This is a genomic window from Mesorhizobium sp. M1B.F.Ca.ET.045.04.1.1 (genome assembly GCF_003952465.1).
Lineage (GTDB): Bacteria > Pseudomonadota > Alphaproteobacteria > Rhizobiales > Rhizobiaceae > Mesorhizobium > Mesorhizobium shonense.
In genome coordinates this window covers 6,056,543-6,073,568 of the sequence record NZ_CP034448.1, presented here as the reverse complement: position 1 = coordinate 6,073,568, position 17,026 = coordinate 6,056,543, and the positions used below count along the sequence as shown (strand labels likewise).

Here is a 17,026-nt window from a genome sequence, read left to right as displayed (position 1 = left end):
CCAATTCTTACCCGCCATCATGGCGCCGCACGTCCTCCGAACGCATGCGCTATGTGGTCGACCCCATGCCCGTCCTATGCGGCGAAACAATGTCGCCGGCACATGTCCCCGAGAATCAGCCCCATTTTCGAAGCTTCGCGCGCCAAATCAAGGTCCACGGGATCGTCTGCGCCCGAAGCGGTGCGCAACGCCGCGGCCCGTGCCTGCCGCCGCTTACTGGCTCCCCCCGCTTACTGGATCGTGTCGACGGCGCTGGTCGACGTGCCGAAATCACCGAGGGTGCGGAACGACAGATTGAAGCCGATATTCTGCGACACCTCCTTGGTGACCGTGTCGCGCGTCTGCGAGAACGTCATCACATAGGTGAAACAGGAATCGTTGTAGGCGAAGCCGACGCCGTCCTTGACAAGGACGCTTGTCTCCAGATCGTAGGTGCCGGTTCCGAAGACCCGCCAGCTCTCGGCCAGATGCGTCGAGGCGCCGAGCGTCACCTCATGGCGGTCCGTGGTGAAGCCGTAGAGCGGCTGCGCCTGGATGAAGGCATATTTGGCGCTGAGCGAAACCGGCAGGCCGGAATAGGCGGCCTTGATCTCCGCGCGCCTGACCTCGAAGCTCTGCTCGTCGAAACGGCCGCTGAGCGAGCCGGAGAAGCCGCTCGGGCTGTTGAAGCCGACAAGGCCGACATAATCGGATTTCGCGGTCTGCAGTCCCGAATAGGCGCCGACATTGACGAGGTCCGGCGCGTCGAACGAGTTCTCGCCGCCCAGCTGATAGGATTGGCCGAAGATGGCGTTGGTGCCCCAGCCATTTTCATAGGCGCCCGAATAGCGGAAGCCGACATTGGCGCGCGTGCCGCCTTCGATGCGATCGTAGCCGGAGAACTTGTCGCGCTCGAACAGCGTGGTGGCGTCGAAGACGAAGCTCTGCGCGTCCTCGTTCGGAACCGCCAGACCGCCGACATATTGCTCGTTCGGCCGCACGAAGATCTGTGCCGTCGGCTCCAGGACGTGGCTGGAGTTCGGCATCGAGAACAGGAGCGGCCAGCGCGCCTCGAGGCCCAGCGTGGCCATGTAGCGGGCGAGTGAGGAGCGCATGTCGACGTTCTCGCCGAGATTCGCCGCCATCTGGTTGACCGCGGCCAGCGATTCGGATGTGGTCGACACATAGCCTGCGTCGCCACGGAAGGCGAGCAACGGCGTCAATTGAAGGCCGCCGTCGGTGGTGAAGGTGCGCTTCCATTCGGCTTCGGCCGTCAATCGGCTCGATTGCCCCTCGAGGCCGCGCACATTGTTGATGGAGGTCGGGATAGTGTTATCGGCCAACACCGCATCCAAGCGGTCGCGGCTGATGACGCGCGCATTGACGTTGAGCGACAACTGACCGCCGGCCACCGACATGTCGGGGATATAGGCGTAGTCGAACGACGGCAGCACCCAGGGCTGCTTGGCCGCGCGCGCCGTCGGATCGCTGGAGAGGGTGTCTTCCTGCACCTCGAAGCGCATGGCCCTGACGTCGAAATAATTGCGGTCGCTCAGGCCGGTCAGATAGATCGACGACTGGTGGACGAGGCCGTTGTAGCCATCGATGTTATAGGTGCGCGAGAAATTCTTGTCGGTCTGGAGCAGCACGTCCCAGCCGAAATTCCAGCGCTCGTTGATGGCGAACTGGCCATTGGTGCCCATCATGCCGCGGAACTTGTTGGGATCGTTGAGATCTCCCGAATCGACAGTGTGACGATTACCCGTGCCGATGAAGGCGTCGGGATCCTGCTGCTGGATGCCGGCGATCTTCAGGCTGTATTCGCCATTGTTGAAGCGCTGGCGCCATTCGGCCTCGCCGAGGAAGCCCTGCTTGGTATAGCCGGTTCCGGTGGCGGTGAGGTCGTAGGTCGGCGAGAGCGCGAAATAATAGGGGACTTTGACGCCGACGCCGAGATGGGTGTTGTAGACGATGCCCGGGATCAGGAAGCCGCTCTTGCGCTTGACCGTCGGGTCGGCGATCTCGAAGGCCGGCAGATAGGCGAGCGGAAAGCCGAAGAACTCGAAATTCGCGTTCTCGAAGCGAACCGTCTTCTTCTCGCCGTTCCAGATGATCTTGCGCGCCTTGACGCGCCATGTCGGCGCCGAATCGGGCTTGTCCTCGCAAGGCTCGCAGGCGGTGTAGACGCCGTTGTGGAACGTCGTCAGCACCCCGCCCATGCGTTCGGCGCTCTCGGAAGCGAAATAGGCATCGTTGACCGTCTGGACGCGCAAGGCGTTGACGAAGCCGTCGGCGAAGTCGTCGGTGATGTCGATATGGTCGGTGTTGATCTTGGTGCCGTCGCTGTTGATCAGCTCGACGGCGCCGCTGGCGACAAGCCGCTTGGTGTCGCGGTTGTATTCGACGCGCTGGGCGACCAGCTTGTTGCCGCCATAGTCGATCTGCACGCTGCCGACGGCGGTCACGGTGTGGTTGTCGTTGTTGTAGACGAGCGTATCGGCGGCCAGCAGCATCTGCGTGCCGGAGGGAACGGGATTCGCCGTGATAGTCTGCGCCAGCGCCGGTACCGTCGGTACCACGCAGGCGAACAGACATGCCAAGGCTGTCGCCCCATAAAGGCGTGCCAAACCGGCCTGCCTATGGCTGCGCAAACCAGCCTCCCTCACTAGCCGTCTTCCTTGTATAGCAGAAATGTCACCCCAAAGAACATAGCCACGACAACCGGAACCCATGCAGCCACCATTGTAGGCACGAATCCGGCGACCCCGAATGCCTTGACCAGTACCGAAACGACATAAAGCAGAAAGCCGGCCAGGACGCCACCCAGAATCATCGTCGCCGACTGCCCCATTCGCGCAAATCTCATTGAAACCGTTGCCGCAATCAGCGTCATGGCGACGAGGAGGAACGGCAGCGCCACCAGCGAATCAAACTGCATGGCGAAGGCATTTGCCTTGAGGCCGAAGGAGCGGGCAACCTCGATCTTGCTGGGCAGCTCGTAGAACGGGATGGTTTCCGGGCGCGCCAGGCGCTCCTGCACGAATTCCGGCTTGAGATTGGTCGGCACGCGGTCGGAAGCCTCGGGACGGATATTGCCGTCCTTGAACAGCTTGACGTCCTGCAATTCCCAGTAGCCGTCGCGCAGGAAGGCGCGCGCGGCATCCTTGCGCTCGACGATGTTGCCCTGCTGGTCGAGGACGAAGAACACCGCGTCCGCCATCTCCAGGCCCTGGTTGAGGATGGCACGGGCCCCGATGATGGTGTCGCCGGAGCTGGTCTTTTGCCTCAGCCAGGGCGTCGTGTCCTGCGGGACGGCGTTCGACTTGCCGGCCCGCAGCTGGTTTTCCATCTGCTCGGACCATGAAAAGCCATGCGCGGCGATCGGATTGAGCACACCGACCGACAGCACGCCGAACATCAGCGCCCCGACGCAGCACGGGAACAGGAACTGCCAGGCCGAAACGCCGGCCGAGCGCGCGATGACCAGCTCGTAGCGGCGGTTGAGCGACACCAGCGTCGCCATCGCCGAGAACAGCCCGACGAACGGCACCGTCTGCAGCATGATCATCGGCATCCTCAGCGCCGAAATGGCGAAGGCGGTGCCGTAGGTGAAGCCCGGCAGCCCGGTCGTGCGGCCCGAAAGCTCGGTGAAATCGATCAGGAATACCAGCGCCAGCAGGCCGAGGAAGAACCAGACGGTGATCGTCACATAGCGAAAGAAAAAATAGCGGCCCAGCGTCCAGCCCATCGTCAGGCTCCCTGGCCGGAGGTGCCGCGCCGGGCGAACCACAGCCGGAGCGCGGTCCAGCCCTCGCCGGCGCGGCCGGCGAGATTCGTCATCCAGTCGGCCCAGGCGGACGGCAGTTCCATGCTTCGCGAGGAGACGATGAACCAGACGGAGATCGCCGATGCCACGATCGGCACGGCATAGACCATATAGGCGTAGTACCAGACCTTGTCGGCCTTGCCCGCGGCGAAGAAACCCAGCCAGCGCACGAAAAGGGCGACTGCGATTGCCGTGATCAGCGGATGGATGCGCGCCTCGCGGTGCGAGCGTGCGTCGACGGCCACGGCGAGCGCGATCAGCGCGAACACCAGCGAATAGGACCACTCGGAGAAACGCTGGTCGAGCTCGGCCGTGTAGCTGCCGGGTTGGCGCTGGAACATCCTGTCGTTGGGATCCGGATTGAGCAGATATTGCGTCGTCCGGTCCTTTGGCAGCAGCGTGATTTCGTTCGCCGCCGACATGAAGGCCGACAGGTCGAAGGCGTAGGAGGTGAAGCGGATGACGGAGAGGTCGCCAGTCACCGATTTGCGGTTGATGACGCCGTCATTCATCATCAGCACCTTCTCGTCGCCTTTTTCGACGATGCTGCCGGTCTTGGCGTAGTAGGTGAGGTTGGCGCCTTCCTCGCGCGAATCGGCGACGAAGATGCCGCCGAGCTTGTTGTCCGGGAGCCGTTCGCCGATCTGCAGGAACAGGCCGTCGTCAATCTTGCGGAAAGTGCCTTCCTGGATGATCAGTGACAAGAGGTCGGCGCGCGAGGCTGCCACCAGCTGGCGGTTCTTCTGCCTGGCATAAGGGTCGACGCCGTTGTCGACGGCGAAGGAAAAGACGCTTGCCGCCAGCGCCAGCAGGAGGATCGGCCGCGCGATCGTCCAGCGCGAGGCGCCGGCCGCGTTGATCACCGCCAGTTCCGAATCCGTATTCATGGCGCTTAGCGTCTGCGCCACCGCGACCACCAGCGCGAACGGCACAACGATCGGAATGATCGAAGGGATGATCAGGGCCGCGACTTCGAAGAAGGTCAGCGCCGACTGGCCGCTGTCGGTGACGAGGTCGATCTTGGCGAGCACCTGCGTCGTCCACACGATCGCCAGCGTCCAGACCAGCGCCGCCAGGAACATCGCAGCGGTGCGACGCATGATGTAGCGTTCAACGACCTTCATGAAGGCTTTTCTCGATTGTGCCGAACGGCATCATGCCCGCCGACAAGGTAGTCATCCGGTGACGCCCGCACAACCGGGTCCATAGGCGGCTCATCTGGTTTGTCGCTCCCACGCCACGCGCCCCGGCGCGGCGGAGTGTCCGCGTCAATGGATAAGAAATGCGAAACATTGATGGTTAACAACAGGTTGCGGCAGGAAGCTTACCTCTTGCCGCGACGAATCCTTCGTTGGTTTCGACGCCGATATAGACAGTGATTTCGGCCAAAGTCTTGCCAAATGCCCGAAAACGACCAAATGTCGCGCACGCTTGAAAGCCGGTTCGCGGCGCCTCACCCCGAAAGCAGGATCTGATGACTTCGAGACCTTCGATTGCCTTCGCCAAATTCGCCGCGCCGAAAAAAGGCAGCGTCTTCGTGCTCGCGGCCGACGGCGGCGGCCTTGGCGAGGCCGCGAAGGCATGCGACCCGGCGGGTGCGCTTGCTCGCGCGTTTCCGGTCGCCGATTTCTCCGGCAGGTTCGCGAGCTCGGCCGAGGTACTGGCGCCGGAAGGGACCTCGGTGGACCGGCTGGTCGCGATCGGCGCCGGCAAGGTCGCCAGCCTCGACGACTATGCCTGGCTGAAGCTCGGCGGCGCCGTTGCGGCTTCGCTGCGCAAGGCGACCGAAGCCGCCGTGATCCTCGATCTGCCAGAGCTCCAGCCGGACGGCAGGCAGGCGGCGAACCTTGCCGCCGGCATCCTCCTGCGCAGCTATGGCTTCGACAAGTACAAGACCAGGAAGGACAAGGAAGAGGGCCAATCTGACGCCAAAGGGGCCGGCGCCAAGGGGGCGGAGGCCAAAAAGGCCGACACGGCGAAGCCCGTCAAGATAACCATCCACTGCACCGACCCGTCCGCCGCGAAAAAAGCCTTCGCGGAGGAAGAGGCGGTGATCGGCGGCGTGCTTTTGGCGCGCGACTTGGTCAACGAGCCGGCCAATGCGCTTGGGCCGGTCGAGTTCGCCGCCCGCGCCAGGGAATTGGAAGCCCTCGGCGTCTCGGTCGAGATCCTCACCGAGAAGGAGATGAAGAAGCTCGGCATGGGTTCGCTGCTTGGCGTCGCGCAAGGCTCGCCGCGCGGCGCCCGCATGGCCGTCATGCAATGGAAGGGCGGCAAGGCCAAGGACGCGCCGATCGCCTTCGTCGGCAAGGGCGTCACCTTCGATACCGGCGGCAATTCGATGAAGCCGGCCTCGGGCATGGAGGACATGAAGGGCGACATGGGCGGTGCGGCCGCCGTCACCGGGCTGATCAGCGCGCTGGCCGCCCGCAAGGCCAAGGCCAATGTCGTCGGCGTCATCGGCCTGGTCGAGAACGCGGTCGACGGCCACGCGCAGCGGCCGGGCGATATCGTCACCTCCATGTCCGGACAGACCATCGAGGTGCTCAACACCGACGCTGAAGGGCGCCTCGTGCTTGCCGATGCGCTCTGGTACACCAACGACCGCTTCAAGCCGAAATTCATGGTCAATCTGGCGACCCTGACCGGCGCTATCATGGTCGCGCTCGGCCAGCATTATGCCGGCCTGTTCTCCAACAATGACGAACTGGCCGGCCAGCTGACCGGCGCCGGCCAGGCGACGCAGGAGCGGCTGTGGCGCATGCCGCTCGGCGCCGAATATGACAAGCTGATCGATTCCAAGAATGCCGACATGAAGAACATCGGCGGCCGCTATGGCGGCGCCATCATCGCCGCCCAGTTCCTGCAGCGTTTCGTCAAGGACACGCCCTGGGCGCATCTCGACATTGCCGGCACCGCGATGGGCGGACCGGCGAGCGAGATCAACCAGTCCTGGGGTTCCGGCTTCGGCGTCAGGCTGCTCGATAGGCTGGTGCGCGACCACCACGAGGGGTAAGGCTTTCAAGGTGGCCGACATCCTGTTCTACCACCTGACGGAATCGACGCTCGAGGAGGCGCTGCCGGGCCTCCTCGAGCGCAGCGTCGAGCGCGGCTGGCGCGCAGTCGTGCAGACCGGCACCGAGGACCGGCGCGACGCGCTCGACCAGCATCTGTGGACTTTTCGCGACGATTCCTTCCTCGCGCATGCCACCGACCGCGAAGCCTATCCGGCTGAGCAGCCGATCCTGCTCACCACCGGCGAGGGCAACCCCAATGCCGCGCAGATACGCTTCCTCGTCGATGGCGCCAACCCGCCCGAGCTTTCCGGCTACGAGCGTGCCGTCTTCCTGTTCGACGGCCATGACGCGGCGCAATTGGAAGGCGCGCGGGTCCAGTGGAAGGCCTTGAAGGAGGCCGGCCACGCCGTCACTTACTGGCAGCAGACGCCGGACCGGCGGTGGGAACGCAAGGCTTAAGCAACGCTGCCCCGATCCTCTAGGGTTTGGTCGCGTCCCTGCGCCTGCAAATGAAGCCACAACGCCTCGGCCACCGGCCCGTGTGGCCGGTCGCGTCGCCGTACCGCTGCGACCGTCTCGGCGCGGCCGGGAATGTGTCTGCCGGCGATGGAGATCAGCCGCCCGTCGCGCAATTCATCCTCGATCAGCCACTCGGGCAAATGGCCCCAGGCAAGCCCGTGCAGGATCAGCTCCTTCTTCATCATGTGATCCGGCGTCGAGCAGGAGTGCGCGCCGTCGATGACGAAGAAATTCTCTGGCGAGGGGCGCCGCGCGGTATCGCGGATCACGCATTGGGTGAAGGGCCGCATCGCTTCCGGGGTGATGTCATGCTTCCTGTCGAAGGGCAGGAAGCCCGGTGCCACTACCGGAACGAAGTTCACCTGGCAAAGATCGATCCCGTCGAGACGCGGATCGGACGGATTGGCGCGGTGGAAGACGAGATCGGCCTCGCCGTCCATCAGCCGTTCGACCGGCCCGCTGATCGCCTCGTATTCCAGGTGCAGGCGCGTGCGGGGCCGCTCGGCGAAGAAGCGGCTGAGCAGGCCGAGGATTCTAGGCCTCGGGCAGACGTCGCCCATTACCACACGCAGGACAGTCTCCTCGCCGCTCGCCAGCTGCCCCGCATAGCTCTGAAGATGTTCGAGCTCACGCAGCGCCAGCCGGGCGCGGCTGTGGAACAGGCGGCCTTCCTCCGTCAGGCTCACGCGATAGCCGCTGCGGTCGAGCAGGGCGAGGCCGAGCTGCTCTTCCAGTCGTGCGACCGCGGCGAAGACGGAAGGATGCGTCCGGCTCAGGACAAGCGCGGCGGCCTGAAAGCTGCCCTCGCTCGCCACAGCGTCGAAGCACCTCAGGTCGTGGAGTTTCAGATCGTGCAATGTCGAAATATCCTACAGAGATTGTCAAATCATAGTAATTTTCTTCGATAGTAACCAGACCTAGCTTCCTCATCGAACTGACGCGGGACGACTTCCCGCCAAACAGGATGAGGACCAAAATGACCGAAACACTTCATTTCACGACCGGCGACGGTGCCCGCATCGCCTACAGACTCGACGGGCCAGAAGGCCGGCCGGTGCTTGTGCTGTCCAATTCGATCGCCACGACACTGCACATGTGGGACGGCCAGGTTGCTGAACTCGCCAAATCCTTCCGGGTGCTGCGCTATGATTTTCGCGGCCATGGCGGCTCCGATGCGCCGGCCGGCGCCTATTCGCTCGACCGTCTCGGGCGAGATGTGCTGGAACTGCTCGATTTCCTCAGGCCTGCCCGTGTGCATTTCCTTGGCCTGTCGCTGGGCGGCTTCGTCGGCCAGTGGCTGGGCATCCATGCGCCGGAGCGCATCGAGCGCCTGATCCTCTCCAACACCTCGCCGCATCTTGGGCCGGCATCCTATTTCGACGAGCAGATACGCAACGTGCTTTCAGCCAGTGACCTGTCGGCCACCGCGGACATGTTCATGCGCAACTGGTTCCCGCCTTCGATGCTTGCCGGCGAGAACGAGACGGTCGAGGAATTCCACGCCGCGATCCTCGCCATGTCGCCGCAAGGGCTCGCCGGGTGCTTCGCCGCTGTGCGCGACGCCGACCTGCGCCGCCCGATTTCGCTGATCACCGCGCCGACACTGGTCATCGGCGGAGAGGACGACAAGGTGACGCTGGCAAGCCACAGCGAGGCGATCGCGGCGGCAATCCCCGGCGCCGAGCTTGTGCTGCTTCCCGGCGTCCATCTGCTCAATGTCGAGCGCCCAGTGGAGTTCATGGAGGCGGTGACGCGGTTTCTTATCGCGCGATAGAAACGCAAGGCATCGGACGTCGGCGCTGCCCCTCATCCGCCTGCCGGCACCTTCTCCCCGTATAGTGACGGGGAGAAGGGAACTGGCCGCCGCCACAGCACCATTTCTTGGCCATCCCGACGATTGGCGAAACCGTCGATCACGGCTTCTTTCTCCCCGTCACTATACGGGGAGAAATGCCCGGCAGGGCAATGAGGGGCGGCGCCGACCTGCGATAGTGAAAAACCGCCGGCGTTTTTATCCCCTCGACAGAATCGTTGCCATCGCACCTGATCCACATTTTGGTTTAGATAGACGCGAGTGCACGCATGGGGGAGGATGCGGATCAGAATCGTCGGAACCGGCAGGGCGGTGCCGGCAGAGTGCGTCACCACGAGCGCCCTGGAGGAGAGGCTTGGCCTCGGCCGGGGCGCGCTCGACGGCGCCACCGGTGTCGTACAACGCTATGTCTGCGGGGACGAATCGCAGATCGATCTGGCCTGCGCTGCCGCGCGCCTTGCGATTGCTGATGCCAGCCTCGAGCCCAGCGCCGTCGATCTCATCATCGGCGGCTGCGGCGTGCCCTACCAGCCGCTGCCGGCGACGGCGCCTCTGGTCATGCATCGCCTCGGGCTCGCCGATGGTTCGGCAGCCGCCTTCGACGTCAACAGCACCTGCCTTGGCTTCCTCACCGCCTTCGAAACCGCCGGCCGCATGATCGAGGCCGGGCAGTGCGAGACGGCGCTGGTGTTTTCCGCCGAGATCGCCTCGCGCGCGCTGCCGTGGCGGGACGCGCCGGAGGTCGCGGCACTCTTCGGCGATGGCGCGGCGGCTGCCGTGCTGCGCAGGGCCAAGCCGGGCGAGGGCAGCGTGGCGGCGAGCCTGATGCGCACCTACCCGTCGGCCTGGGAAGCCTGCGGCATCGGCGCCGGCGGCACACGTTTCGATTTCCGCAAGGAGCCGGAGGAGTTCGCCCGCCACAGCCTTTTCCACATGGACGGCAAGGAATTGTTCCGGCTGACCTCGCGCCATTTCAACAGCTTCGTCGCCGCCCTGCTGGAGCGCGCCGGCTGGCGGCATCAGGATGTCGATCTCGTCGTGCCGCATCAGGCCAGCCCATTCGCGTTGGCACACATGGCGCGCCAGACTGGCTTCGCGCCGGAAAAGCTCGTAGACATCGCGGACCGCTTCGGCAACCAGATCGCGGCCTCCATTCCCTTCGCGCTCGACATCGCCCGCCGCGACGGCCGCGTGACGCCCGGCATGAAGCTGCTCTTGCTAGGCACATCCGCCGGCGTTTCCTTCGGCGGCATGGCGCTGGAAGTCTGACGATGGTCGTGCTTGTTACCGGCGCCAGCGGTTTTCTCGGCTCCCACGTGCTGGCGCGGCTGGCGGCTTCGGGCACGCTGGCGTTAGGTCTCGGCCGCGATGCGGCACGCTGCGCCGCGCTGGAGGCCGCCGGCCATCGCATCATCCGCCATGATCTTGCGCAGCCGCTCGATGGCGCGTGCGATCCAAGGCTCGACAGGGTTGAGCGGATCATCCATTGCGCGGCACTCTCGTCGCCTTTCGGCCGGCTGCAGGATTTCGTGGCGGCCAATGTCGCGGCAACACTGAACCTCGTCGATTTCGCCAAGCGCCAGGGCACCAGCCGCTTCGTCCACATCTCCAGCCCGTCCGTCTGCTTTGCATTTCGCGACCAGCTCGGCCTGACCGAGGACACGGCTTTGCCCGATCCGGTCAACCACTACGCCCGCACCAAGCGCGAGGCGGAGAAGCTCGTGCTCGCCGCACCTGCGGTCCACCCCGTGGTGCTGCGGCCGCGCGGCATTTACGGCGCCGGCGATCGCGCTTTGCTGCCGCGCCTGCTCAAGGCGGCGAAGAGCCGGCCGCTGCCGCTGTTCCGCGGCGGCAAGGCTTCGATCGATCTCACCCATGTCGACGATGTCGTCGATGCGGTCATCGCGGTGCTTACGGCGCCGAAGGAGGCCGAGGGTCAGATCTTCAACATCTCCGGCGGCGAGGTGCTGCCGGTGCGCCGCATCGCCGACGAGGCCTGCGTCCGCGCCGGGCTCAAGGCGCGCTGGCGGCCGATGCCGCTGCTGCCGGCCATGCTCGCGGCGGGCCTGATGGAAACGGTGGCGCTCAGGCTGCCCGGCCGGCCCGAGCCGCCGGTCACCCGCTACGGGCTCGGCCTCTTCGCCTATGCCCAAAGCCTCGATCTTTCCAAGGCGAGACGCGTGCTCGGCTGGACGCCCAAAATCTCTTTCGAAGAGGGGCTCGACCGCACCTTCGCCACAGGTGTCGCATGAAGATCGTCTTCGCCAACAGCGCCTGGGTCAGCGCCGCCGAGCGGCTGATCCTGCACGGCGGCAGCTGGCAAAGCGTGCGGCTGCGCGTCCGCTACGGGCTGATCTTTCATCCCGTTGCAGGGCCGGTGCTGGTCGATACCGGCTATACGCCGGAAGCGCTTTCAGGAGAGCGACGAGGCCGGATGCTGCGCCTCTACGGCGCGCTGCTGAAGCCCGAGCTTAACGCCGCCGAACAGGTCTCGCCGGTGCTGAGGCGTTTCGGCTTGTCGCCGGATGACATCAGCACCGTCATCGTCACGCATTTCCATGCCGACCACATTTCCGGACTGTCGCTGTTTCGCAACGCCCGCTTCATCGCCAGCGACGCTGCCTGGGCCCACGCCAAGGCGCGCACGCCGCGGCAGAACGTGCGCCACGGCGTCTTCACCGAGCTCTTTCCGCCGGATTTCGAAACGCGGTTGGACGGCCTGTCCTCCAAGCCGGACGTCGAAGCACGCAATGACATTCCCGGCGGCGTGGACCTCTTCGGCGACGGCAGCGTCATCGCCGTCGATCTTCCTGGCCATGCCGATGGCCAGTTCGGCCTGCTCTTTGCCCGGATCGATCGGCCGTTCCTCTACGCCGTCGATGTGCAATGGCTGCTCTCCGCCTTGACGGAAAAACGCACGCCCGGCTTCCCGGCCACGCTGATTGCCGAGGATGCCGCGGCGATAGAGCCGACCAGCGCCATGCTGCGCCGCTTCCTCGCTGCCGGCGGCGAGGTGATGCTGTGCCATGATCCCGCGCTGACAACCTACGATCTCGCATCGAGCGATCTGGAGGCGGGATGAACGCTCTGGCGGAAGCGGTCGGCTCCTTTGCCCTGACGCGCTGGGTTTCGCGCAAGAGCCGCGGCGACTTCGAGCGCTGGCAGGCGGCAGCGTTGCGTCGCTTCCTCGACCGCGACCTGCCGCGCGCGCCCTTCTATCGCCACGCGCCGGCTCGTCTCACCGACCTGCCGATCGCCGACAAGGCGCTGCTGATGGCGCGCTTCGAAGATTTCAATGTTCATGGCATCACCGCCGCCGAGGCTTGGGCAGCCTTGGCCCGCGATGGGCGCGTAGACAGTCTCACCGTCGGAGCCAGCACCGGCACGTCGGGCAATCGCGGCCTGTTCGTGATTTCCGAGGCGGAAAAATACCGCTGGCTGGGCGCGATCCTCGCCAAGGCGGCGCCCGATCTCCTGTGGCGCGGCATGCGTGTCGCCGTCATCCTGCCGCAGAACACCGGGCTATACGAAGGCGCCCGCAGGTCGAGGCTGATCAAGCTCGCCTTCTTCGACCTGACGCTCGGGCCGGAGGGCTGGCGCGAGACGCTGGAAACCTTCGACCCGACGGTGGTCATCGCGCCGCCGAAGATGCTCAGGCATTTCGCCGCGGAGGGGTTCCGACTTGCGCCAAAGCGTATCTTCTCGGCCGCCGAGACACTCGATCCGGTCGACCGCCCGGTGATCGAAGCCTTCTTCCGGCTGCGGCTCGAGCAGATCTACATGGCGACCGAAGGTTTGCTCGCCGTGACCTGCCGGCAGGGCAGCCTGCATCTCGCCGAGGACTCAGTCTTCTTCGAATTCGAGCCGGCGGGCGAGGGGCTGGTGACGCCACTGGTCACCGCCTTCCGTCGCCAGACCCAGATCATGGCGCGCTACCGCATGAATGACCTGCTGCGCCTCTCAGGCCAGCCTTGCAAATGCGGCTCGCCGCTACGCCGCGTGGAAGAAGTCGTCGGCCGCATGGACGATGTCTTCCGGTTCCTTTCGAAAAGCGGTCCGATCCTCGTCACGCCGGATGTGCTGCGCAACGCCGTGCTCAAGGCCGACCGCCGCATCGACGATTTTCGGCTCGTCCAGACCGCGCCGGACGCGATCGAGCTGAGACTCCCACCCAGCCTTGCCTACGATGCTGCGGCAGCGGCGCTTCAGGCAGTGCGCTCGCTGCTGGAGGGACGAGGTACTACCGCAACCGTCACGCTGGTGCGTGCGCCGCTGCCGCTGGAGACTAGCCGCAAATTGCGCCGCGTCGAATGCCGGCTGGAGCGGGTTCCATGAGCCGGGTGGCCATCGCGGCAAGGCCGGCACAGCAAGCCGACCGGGTCGAAAACAAGCCGGCAAAGGTTGAGGCATTCGTCCGACTTTTCAATGAGATGCCGGTAGGCAACCTCGTTGCAAACCTGACGACCAAAGTCGAGACTTTCGAGGTCGCCGGCCGAACCTTCCCGCTGACGCTCAACGATGCGGGCGACGCACCGAACTGCTACATCTGCTGCCCCTCCAGCGCCTATATCGACTACGCGATAGACGAGACGCGCAACTTCGCCGCCCATCCTTTGCTGCGCCGCGCGCTTCAGGCATTGATCGGTGCCTGCGCGTCGCTGGTCAGGGCAAGCGGCCTCGACCATCAGGTGCAGGTCAACAACTGGCTCTATTCCACCAATCCTATGCCGCTGCTCGACCGGCAGACGGTCGCGGCGCTCCGCGCCGCGCTGGTCGCGCGCTTTCCCGATCGTGCCATCCTCATCCGCTCGCTGAACGAGATCGCCGATCCGGCGACCATTGCCGCGCTGAAGGCGGAGGGCTTTCGCATGCTGGCGGCGCGGCAGATCTACATCTTCGCCGACCGCAGCGCCGCGCCCGCCATGACCAAGAACATGAAGCTCGACCGCAAGCAACTCGGCGCCACGCCCTTCGAGCGGGTCGGCGATGCGGACTTCACCGAGGCCGACTATGCGCGCGCCGAGGCGCTCTACAACATGCTCTATCTGGAAAAATACACGCTGCTCAATCCGCACTACACGGCGCGCTACATCGCCGAGATGCATCGGCGCGGCATCATCAGCCTTGCCGGCCTGCGCCGTCCCGGCGGCGAGCTGGTCGCCGTCACCGGCCTGTTCGAGAACGGCGGCACGCTCACCCAGCCGATCGTCGGCTACGACACCAGCCTGCCGCTCGGCGAGGGGCTCTACCGGATGGTGATGGCGATGGGGCAGGACCATGCCACGGCGCAAGGCCTGTTCTTCAACATGAGCGCCGGCGCCGCCGGCTTCAAGCGCCGGCGCGGCGCTATTGCCGCGATCGAATACAACGCCGTCTACGCCGGCCATCTTCCGCGCCGCCGGCGAATGGCGATCCGCGCCATGGAAACCGTGCTGGCGCTGGTCGGCATCCCTTTGCTCAGGAGGTTCGAACTGTGAGCGAGCGCCGCGACCACGGGACGGATTTTTGGCAGGCGGTAGCGCTCTCGGCCGGCATCGGCAAGCGGCCGAAGCGCATCCTGTTCGATGGCGCGCCGCTGGTGCTATTCCGCTCGGCGCAAGGCATCGCCGCGCTATTCGACCGCTGCCCGCACCGTCTGGTGGAACTTTCGACCGGCAAGGTGACCGGCGGCGAGATCGAATGCCCCTACCATGGCTGGCGCTATGACGGCGAAGGCCGCTGCACGACTATTCCCGGCCATGTCGGCGAGATGCCGCATTACCGGGTGCGCCGCTTCGCCGCCATCGAGCGCGACGGCGTCGTCTTCGTCTCCTCCGGCGTGCCGCAGGGCGAACCCTATCTCCATTGTATGCAGGGCAAGGACATCATCGCGCGGCGGGTGCGCTCATCGACGCAGTCAACGGTGATCGATGCGGCCGAAAACATCCTCGATGCCACCCACACCCATTTCACGCACAAGGGCCTGCTGCGCGGCCTGACCTCGAAGCGTCATCTGGTGCGGGTCGAGGTGACCGGCGGCGAGGGCTGGGTCGAGGCGACCTATACCGGCGAAGAGCGCCAGCAAGGGCTGATCAGCCGGCTGCTCGAAGGCGAGCGGACCAGGACCATAGGCCGCTTCCGCCATCCCGGCATCGCCGAGCTTGAATATTGGGGCAGGGATGGGCTGGTGCTCGCCACGACCTTTCATCTGCGTCAGGCCGACGAACGCACCGTCGAGGGCGTAGGCTGGCTGATCGGGCGGCGCCAGGGCTTGCTTGGTGAGCTGAAGGCGCTCGCCTTCAAGCCACTGTTCAATATCGCGCTGCACCAGGACCGCCGCGTGCTGAAATCGGCGAGCGACAACGCCCGTTTCGCGCCACAGGCGCTGCCGATAATCGGCCCGCTCGATTTCCTGCGCCGGGATATCGCGGCGATCATGGAGGGGAAAATGCCGCCGGCGGCCGCCGTGCCGAGGGTGCATCAGATTGAGCTGTGAATGGGTTGCTACAAAGCAAGGATGCGTCGCGTTCCGTCACACCCCCTCTGTCCTGCCGGACATCTCCCCCGCAAGGGGGGAGATTGGCTGTCGCGCCGGCTTTCGCCAATCTCCGACACTGCAATAAAGGCGCCGACGGCGAAGCTGGTAATCTCCCCCCTTGCGGGGGAGATGGCCGGCAGGCCAGAGGGGGGTGCTGTCCCGCCAGCGTCAATAACAATCCGCAGGCCCATTCCACTCTATATCCCGCGTCGACGCCGCCTGCAGGCTGATCCCTTGGCGCCAGGCCGCACCGGCGATCTCTGACAGCGCCGTCCACTGCGCCTTCACCGGCGCCGGGTCGCCCGGCCAGTCGAGCAGTTCCTGGCCTTGGCGCATCGCCTTCCGAAAACGGCCGAGGCCGCCTGAGCGCAACGCCGCCGGCAATCCATAAATCCACATGGCAAGCCGCACCGTTTGCGGCGCGATGACGTCGGGGATGATTTCCGGGCCGCCTTCCAGCACTGCGTCGGCGAAACGCACCGGATCGCGGAAGAAATGCAGGCCGCTCACAGCGCGCGGATTGCATTCCAGCGGCAGCACCCGGCCGCCCGTTTCGCGCATAAGGTCGAAGGAAATCTGCCCGGTCCATGACGTGCCGGCGACGATGCGCTCGACCAGCTCGCGCGCTGCTCGGTCCTCCACCCGTTCGAAAAAGATGCCGGCGCCCTTGCCGGCGCGATAGAGCGACCGATAGAGCGCCAGCGCCTTCAGCTTGCCCGCGCGCGCCACCGCATAGGCGCTGATCTCGTCGCCGTCGACAAAGCGCTGCGCCACCCACGGCGTGGCGGGCGAGGGGGCGATGGCGTCGAGAAAATCCGGTGTAGGACGCAGCAGCACATGGCTGGCGAAGCGCGACCAGACCGGCTTGAACACCAGGTTGCGCCAATGGCTGCGGACCGCCTCCAGATCGTCGCGAGATTTGAGCAGCGTGGTCTCCGGCACCGCTAGGCCGAGGCGCTGGGCCAGCCGGATGAAGGCATGCTTGTTGTGCACCTCAGCCAACTGTTCGATACCCGGCGCGAATAGCTGTGCCCGCATCGGCCGTTCGCGCCACGCCAGCGCGAGATAAAAAACCTCCTCGCACGTCGGGATGACCAATTCTATGCTTTCAGCCCGGACCAGCGCTTCCACCGCCTCGGCATAAGCCCCCGGCTCGAAGCGCGGCGGCGGCAGGCGATGATAGCGCGCGCAGGCCTTGCTCGCGGTGGCGATCGGCCGCGTCGGGGTGTCGGCAAGGATGACCCGGCGGCCGGCGGCGTCGAGCAGGCGCGCCAGATGCAGCGCCACCGGCGCGCGCGCTCCGGTGATGAGCACGGTCTTGTCAACCCCCGGCATCAGGTCTCGCAGTCGTTTCG

The 17,026-nt window shown here is 65.3% G+C and carries 14 protein-coding genes; 9 read left to right on the top strand and 5 right to left on the bottom strand.

Going from position 1 to position 17,026, the window contains the following annotated elements; genetic code table 11:
- Window positions 1–230 precede the first annotated feature (230 nt).
- From EJ071_RS30310 to lptF, 3 genes are read right to left on the bottom strand one after another with little or no spacing between them, the layout of a single operon-like run.
- Window positions 231–2,645: an LPS-assembly protein LptD gene (locus tag EJ071_RS30310; protein WP_189521297.1), complete on the bottom strand. Its 2,415-nt coding sequence runs from the start codon at window positions 2,643–2,645 to the stop codon at window positions 231–233.
- Window positions 2,645–3,727 (bottom strand): LPS export ABC transporter permease LptG, encoded by a 1,083-nt coding sequence (gene lptG / locus EJ071_RS30305; RefSeq protein WP_126101133.1) that lies wholly within the window; start codon window positions 3,725–3,727, stop codon window positions 2,645–2,647. Before lptG ends, EJ071_RS30310 begins: the two co-directional genes overlap by 1 nt.
- A 2-nt stretch (window positions 3,728–3,729) precedes the next feature.
- Window positions 3,730–4,929, bottom strand: coding sequence for an LPS export ABC transporter permease LptF (lptF, locus tag EJ071_RS30300; RefSeq protein ID WP_126101132.1), 1,200 nt, complete (start codon window positions 4,927–4,929; stop codon window positions 3,730–3,732).
- Between the two features lie 350 nt (window positions 4,930–5,279).
- On the opposite strand from lptF, the gene EJ071_RS30295 reads away from it, so the two are divergent.
- Both EJ071_RS30295 and EJ071_RS30290 read left to right on the top strand, forming a co-directional pair.
- On the top strand, window positions 5,280–6,821 hold the full coding sequence (locus EJ071_RS30295; protein WP_126101131.1) for a leucyl aminopeptidase: 1,542 nt from the start codon (window positions 5,280–5,282) through the stop codon (window positions 6,819–6,821).
- 10 nt (window positions 6,822–6,831) lie between these two features.
- A complete protein-coding gene (locus EJ071_RS30290; protein ID WP_126101130.1) occupies window positions 6,832–7,281 on the top strand; it encodes a DNA polymerase III subunit chi in 450 nt (149 codons plus the stop codon).
- Here EJ071_RS30290 and EJ071_RS30285 read toward each other — a convergent pair.
- Window positions 7,278–8,198 carry a LysR family transcriptional regulator gene (locus EJ071_RS30285; RefSeq protein ID WP_126101129.1) on the bottom strand — a complete coding sequence of 307 codons (921 nt, stop codon included), beginning with the start codon at window positions 8,196–8,198 and terminating at the stop codon, window positions 7,278–7,280. The two genes, EJ071_RS30290 and EJ071_RS30285, sit on opposite strands and share 4 nt — an antisense overlap.
- Before the next feature lie 119 nt (window positions 8,199–8,317).
- On the opposite strand from EJ071_RS30285, the gene EJ071_RS30280 reads away from it, so the two are divergent.
- The 7 genes from EJ071_RS30280 to EJ071_RS30245 all read left to right on the top strand — a co-directional run bounded on the left by EJ071_RS30280 (window position 8,318) and on the right by EJ071_RS30245 (window position 15,629).
- A complete protein-coding gene (locus tag EJ071_RS30280) occupies window positions 8,318–9,115 on the top strand; it encodes an alpha/beta fold hydrolase (protein WP_126101128.1) in 798 nt (265 codons plus the stop codon).
- A 318-nt stretch (window positions 9,116–9,433) separates the two neighbouring features.
- The gene (locus tag EJ071_RS30270; RefSeq protein ID WP_126101127.1) at window positions 9,434–10,423 is read left to right on the top strand and encodes a 3-oxoacyl-[acyl-carrier-protein] synthase III C-terminal domain-containing protein; all 990 of its coding nucleotides are present in this window, start codon (window positions 9,434–9,436) and stop codon (window positions 10,421–10,423) included.
- Window positions 10,424–10,425: 2 nt separating this feature from the next.
- The gene (locus tag EJ071_RS30265; protein ID WP_126101126.1) at window positions 10,426–11,406 is read left to right on the top strand and encodes an NAD(P)-dependent oxidoreductase; all 981 of its coding nucleotides are present in this window, start codon (window positions 10,426–10,428) and stop codon (window positions 11,404–11,406) included.
- The gene (locus EJ071_RS30260; protein ID WP_126101125.1) at window positions 11,403–12,236 is read left to right on the top strand and encodes an MBL fold metallo-hydrolase; all 834 of its coding nucleotides are present in this window, start codon (window positions 11,403–11,405) and stop codon (window positions 12,234–12,236) included. The genes EJ071_RS30265 and EJ071_RS30260 overlap by 4 nt, the downstream gene beginning before the upstream one ends.
- Entirely contained in the window at window positions 12,233–13,489 is a 1,257-nt protein-coding gene (locus EJ071_RS30255) for a F390 synthetase-related protein (RefSeq protein WP_126101124.1), read from the top strand. The genes EJ071_RS30260 and EJ071_RS30255 overlap by 4 nt, the downstream gene beginning before the upstream one ends.
- Complete coding sequence (locus EJ071_RS30250; protein ID WP_189521296.1) at window positions 13,486–14,631, top strand: GNAT family N-acetyltransferase; 1,146 nt, start codon at window positions 13,486–13,488, stop codon at window positions 14,629–14,631. Before EJ071_RS30255 ends, EJ071_RS30250 begins: the two co-directional genes overlap by 4 nt.
- Window positions 14,628–15,629, top strand: coding sequence for a Rieske 2Fe-2S domain-containing protein (locus EJ071_RS30245; RefSeq protein ID WP_126101122.1), 1,002 nt, complete (start codon window positions 14,628–14,630; stop codon window positions 15,627–15,629). Before EJ071_RS30250 ends, EJ071_RS30245 begins: the two co-directional genes overlap by 4 nt.
- A 210-nt stretch (window positions 15,630–15,839) precedes the next feature.
- On the opposite strand, the gene EJ071_RS30235 is transcribed toward EJ071_RS30245, so the two are convergent.
- The gene (locus tag EJ071_RS30235) at window positions 15,840–17,006 is read right to left on the bottom strand and encodes a hypothetical protein (protein WP_126101120.1); all 1,167 of its coding nucleotides are present in this window, start codon (window positions 17,004–17,006) and stop codon (window positions 15,840–15,842) included.
- Between the last annotated feature and the right edge of the window lie 20 nt (window positions 17,007–17,026).

Bases quoted from the DNA above. Each gene is read 5' to 3' on its own strand.
- EJ071_RS30265 (WP_126101126.1), top strand. From the start codon at position 10,426: ATGGTCGTGCTTGTTACCGGCGCCAGCGGTTTTCTCGGCTCCCACGTG.
- EJ071_RS30295 (WP_126101131.1), top strand. From the start codon at position 5,280: ATGACTTCGAGACCTTCGATTGCCTTCGCCAAATTCGCCGCGCCGAAA.
- EJ071_RS30270 (WP_126101127.1), top strand. From the start codon at position 9,434: ATGCGGATCAGAATCGTCGGAACCGGCAGGGCGGTGCCGGCAGAGTGC.
- lptF (WP_126101132.1), bottom strand. From the start codon at position 4,929: ATGAAGGTCGTTGAACGCTACATCATGCGTCGCACCGCTGCGATGTTC.
- lptG (WP_126101133.1), bottom strand. From the start codon at position 3,727: ATGGGCTGGACGCTGGGCCGCTATTTTTTCTTTCGCTATGTGACGATC.
- EJ071_RS30255 (WP_126101124.1), top strand. From the start codon at position 12,233: ATGAACGCTCTGGCGGAAGCGGTCGGCTCCTTTGCCCTGACGCGCTGG.
- EJ071_RS30280 (WP_126101128.1), top strand. From the start codon at position 8,318: ATGACCGAAACACTTCATTTCACGACCGGCGACGGTGCCCGCATCGCC.
- EJ071_RS30235 (WP_126101120.1), bottom strand. From the start codon at position 17,006: ATGCCGGGGGTTGACAAGACCGTGCTCATCACCGGAGCGCGCGCGCCG.
- EJ071_RS30260 (WP_126101125.1), top strand. From the start codon at position 11,403: ATGAAGATCGTCTTCGCCAACAGCGCCTGGGTCAGCGCCGCCGAGCGG.
- EJ071_RS30250 (WP_189521296.1), top strand. From the start codon at position 13,486: ATGAGCCGGGTGGCCATCGCGGCAAGGCCGGCACAGCAAGCCGACCGG.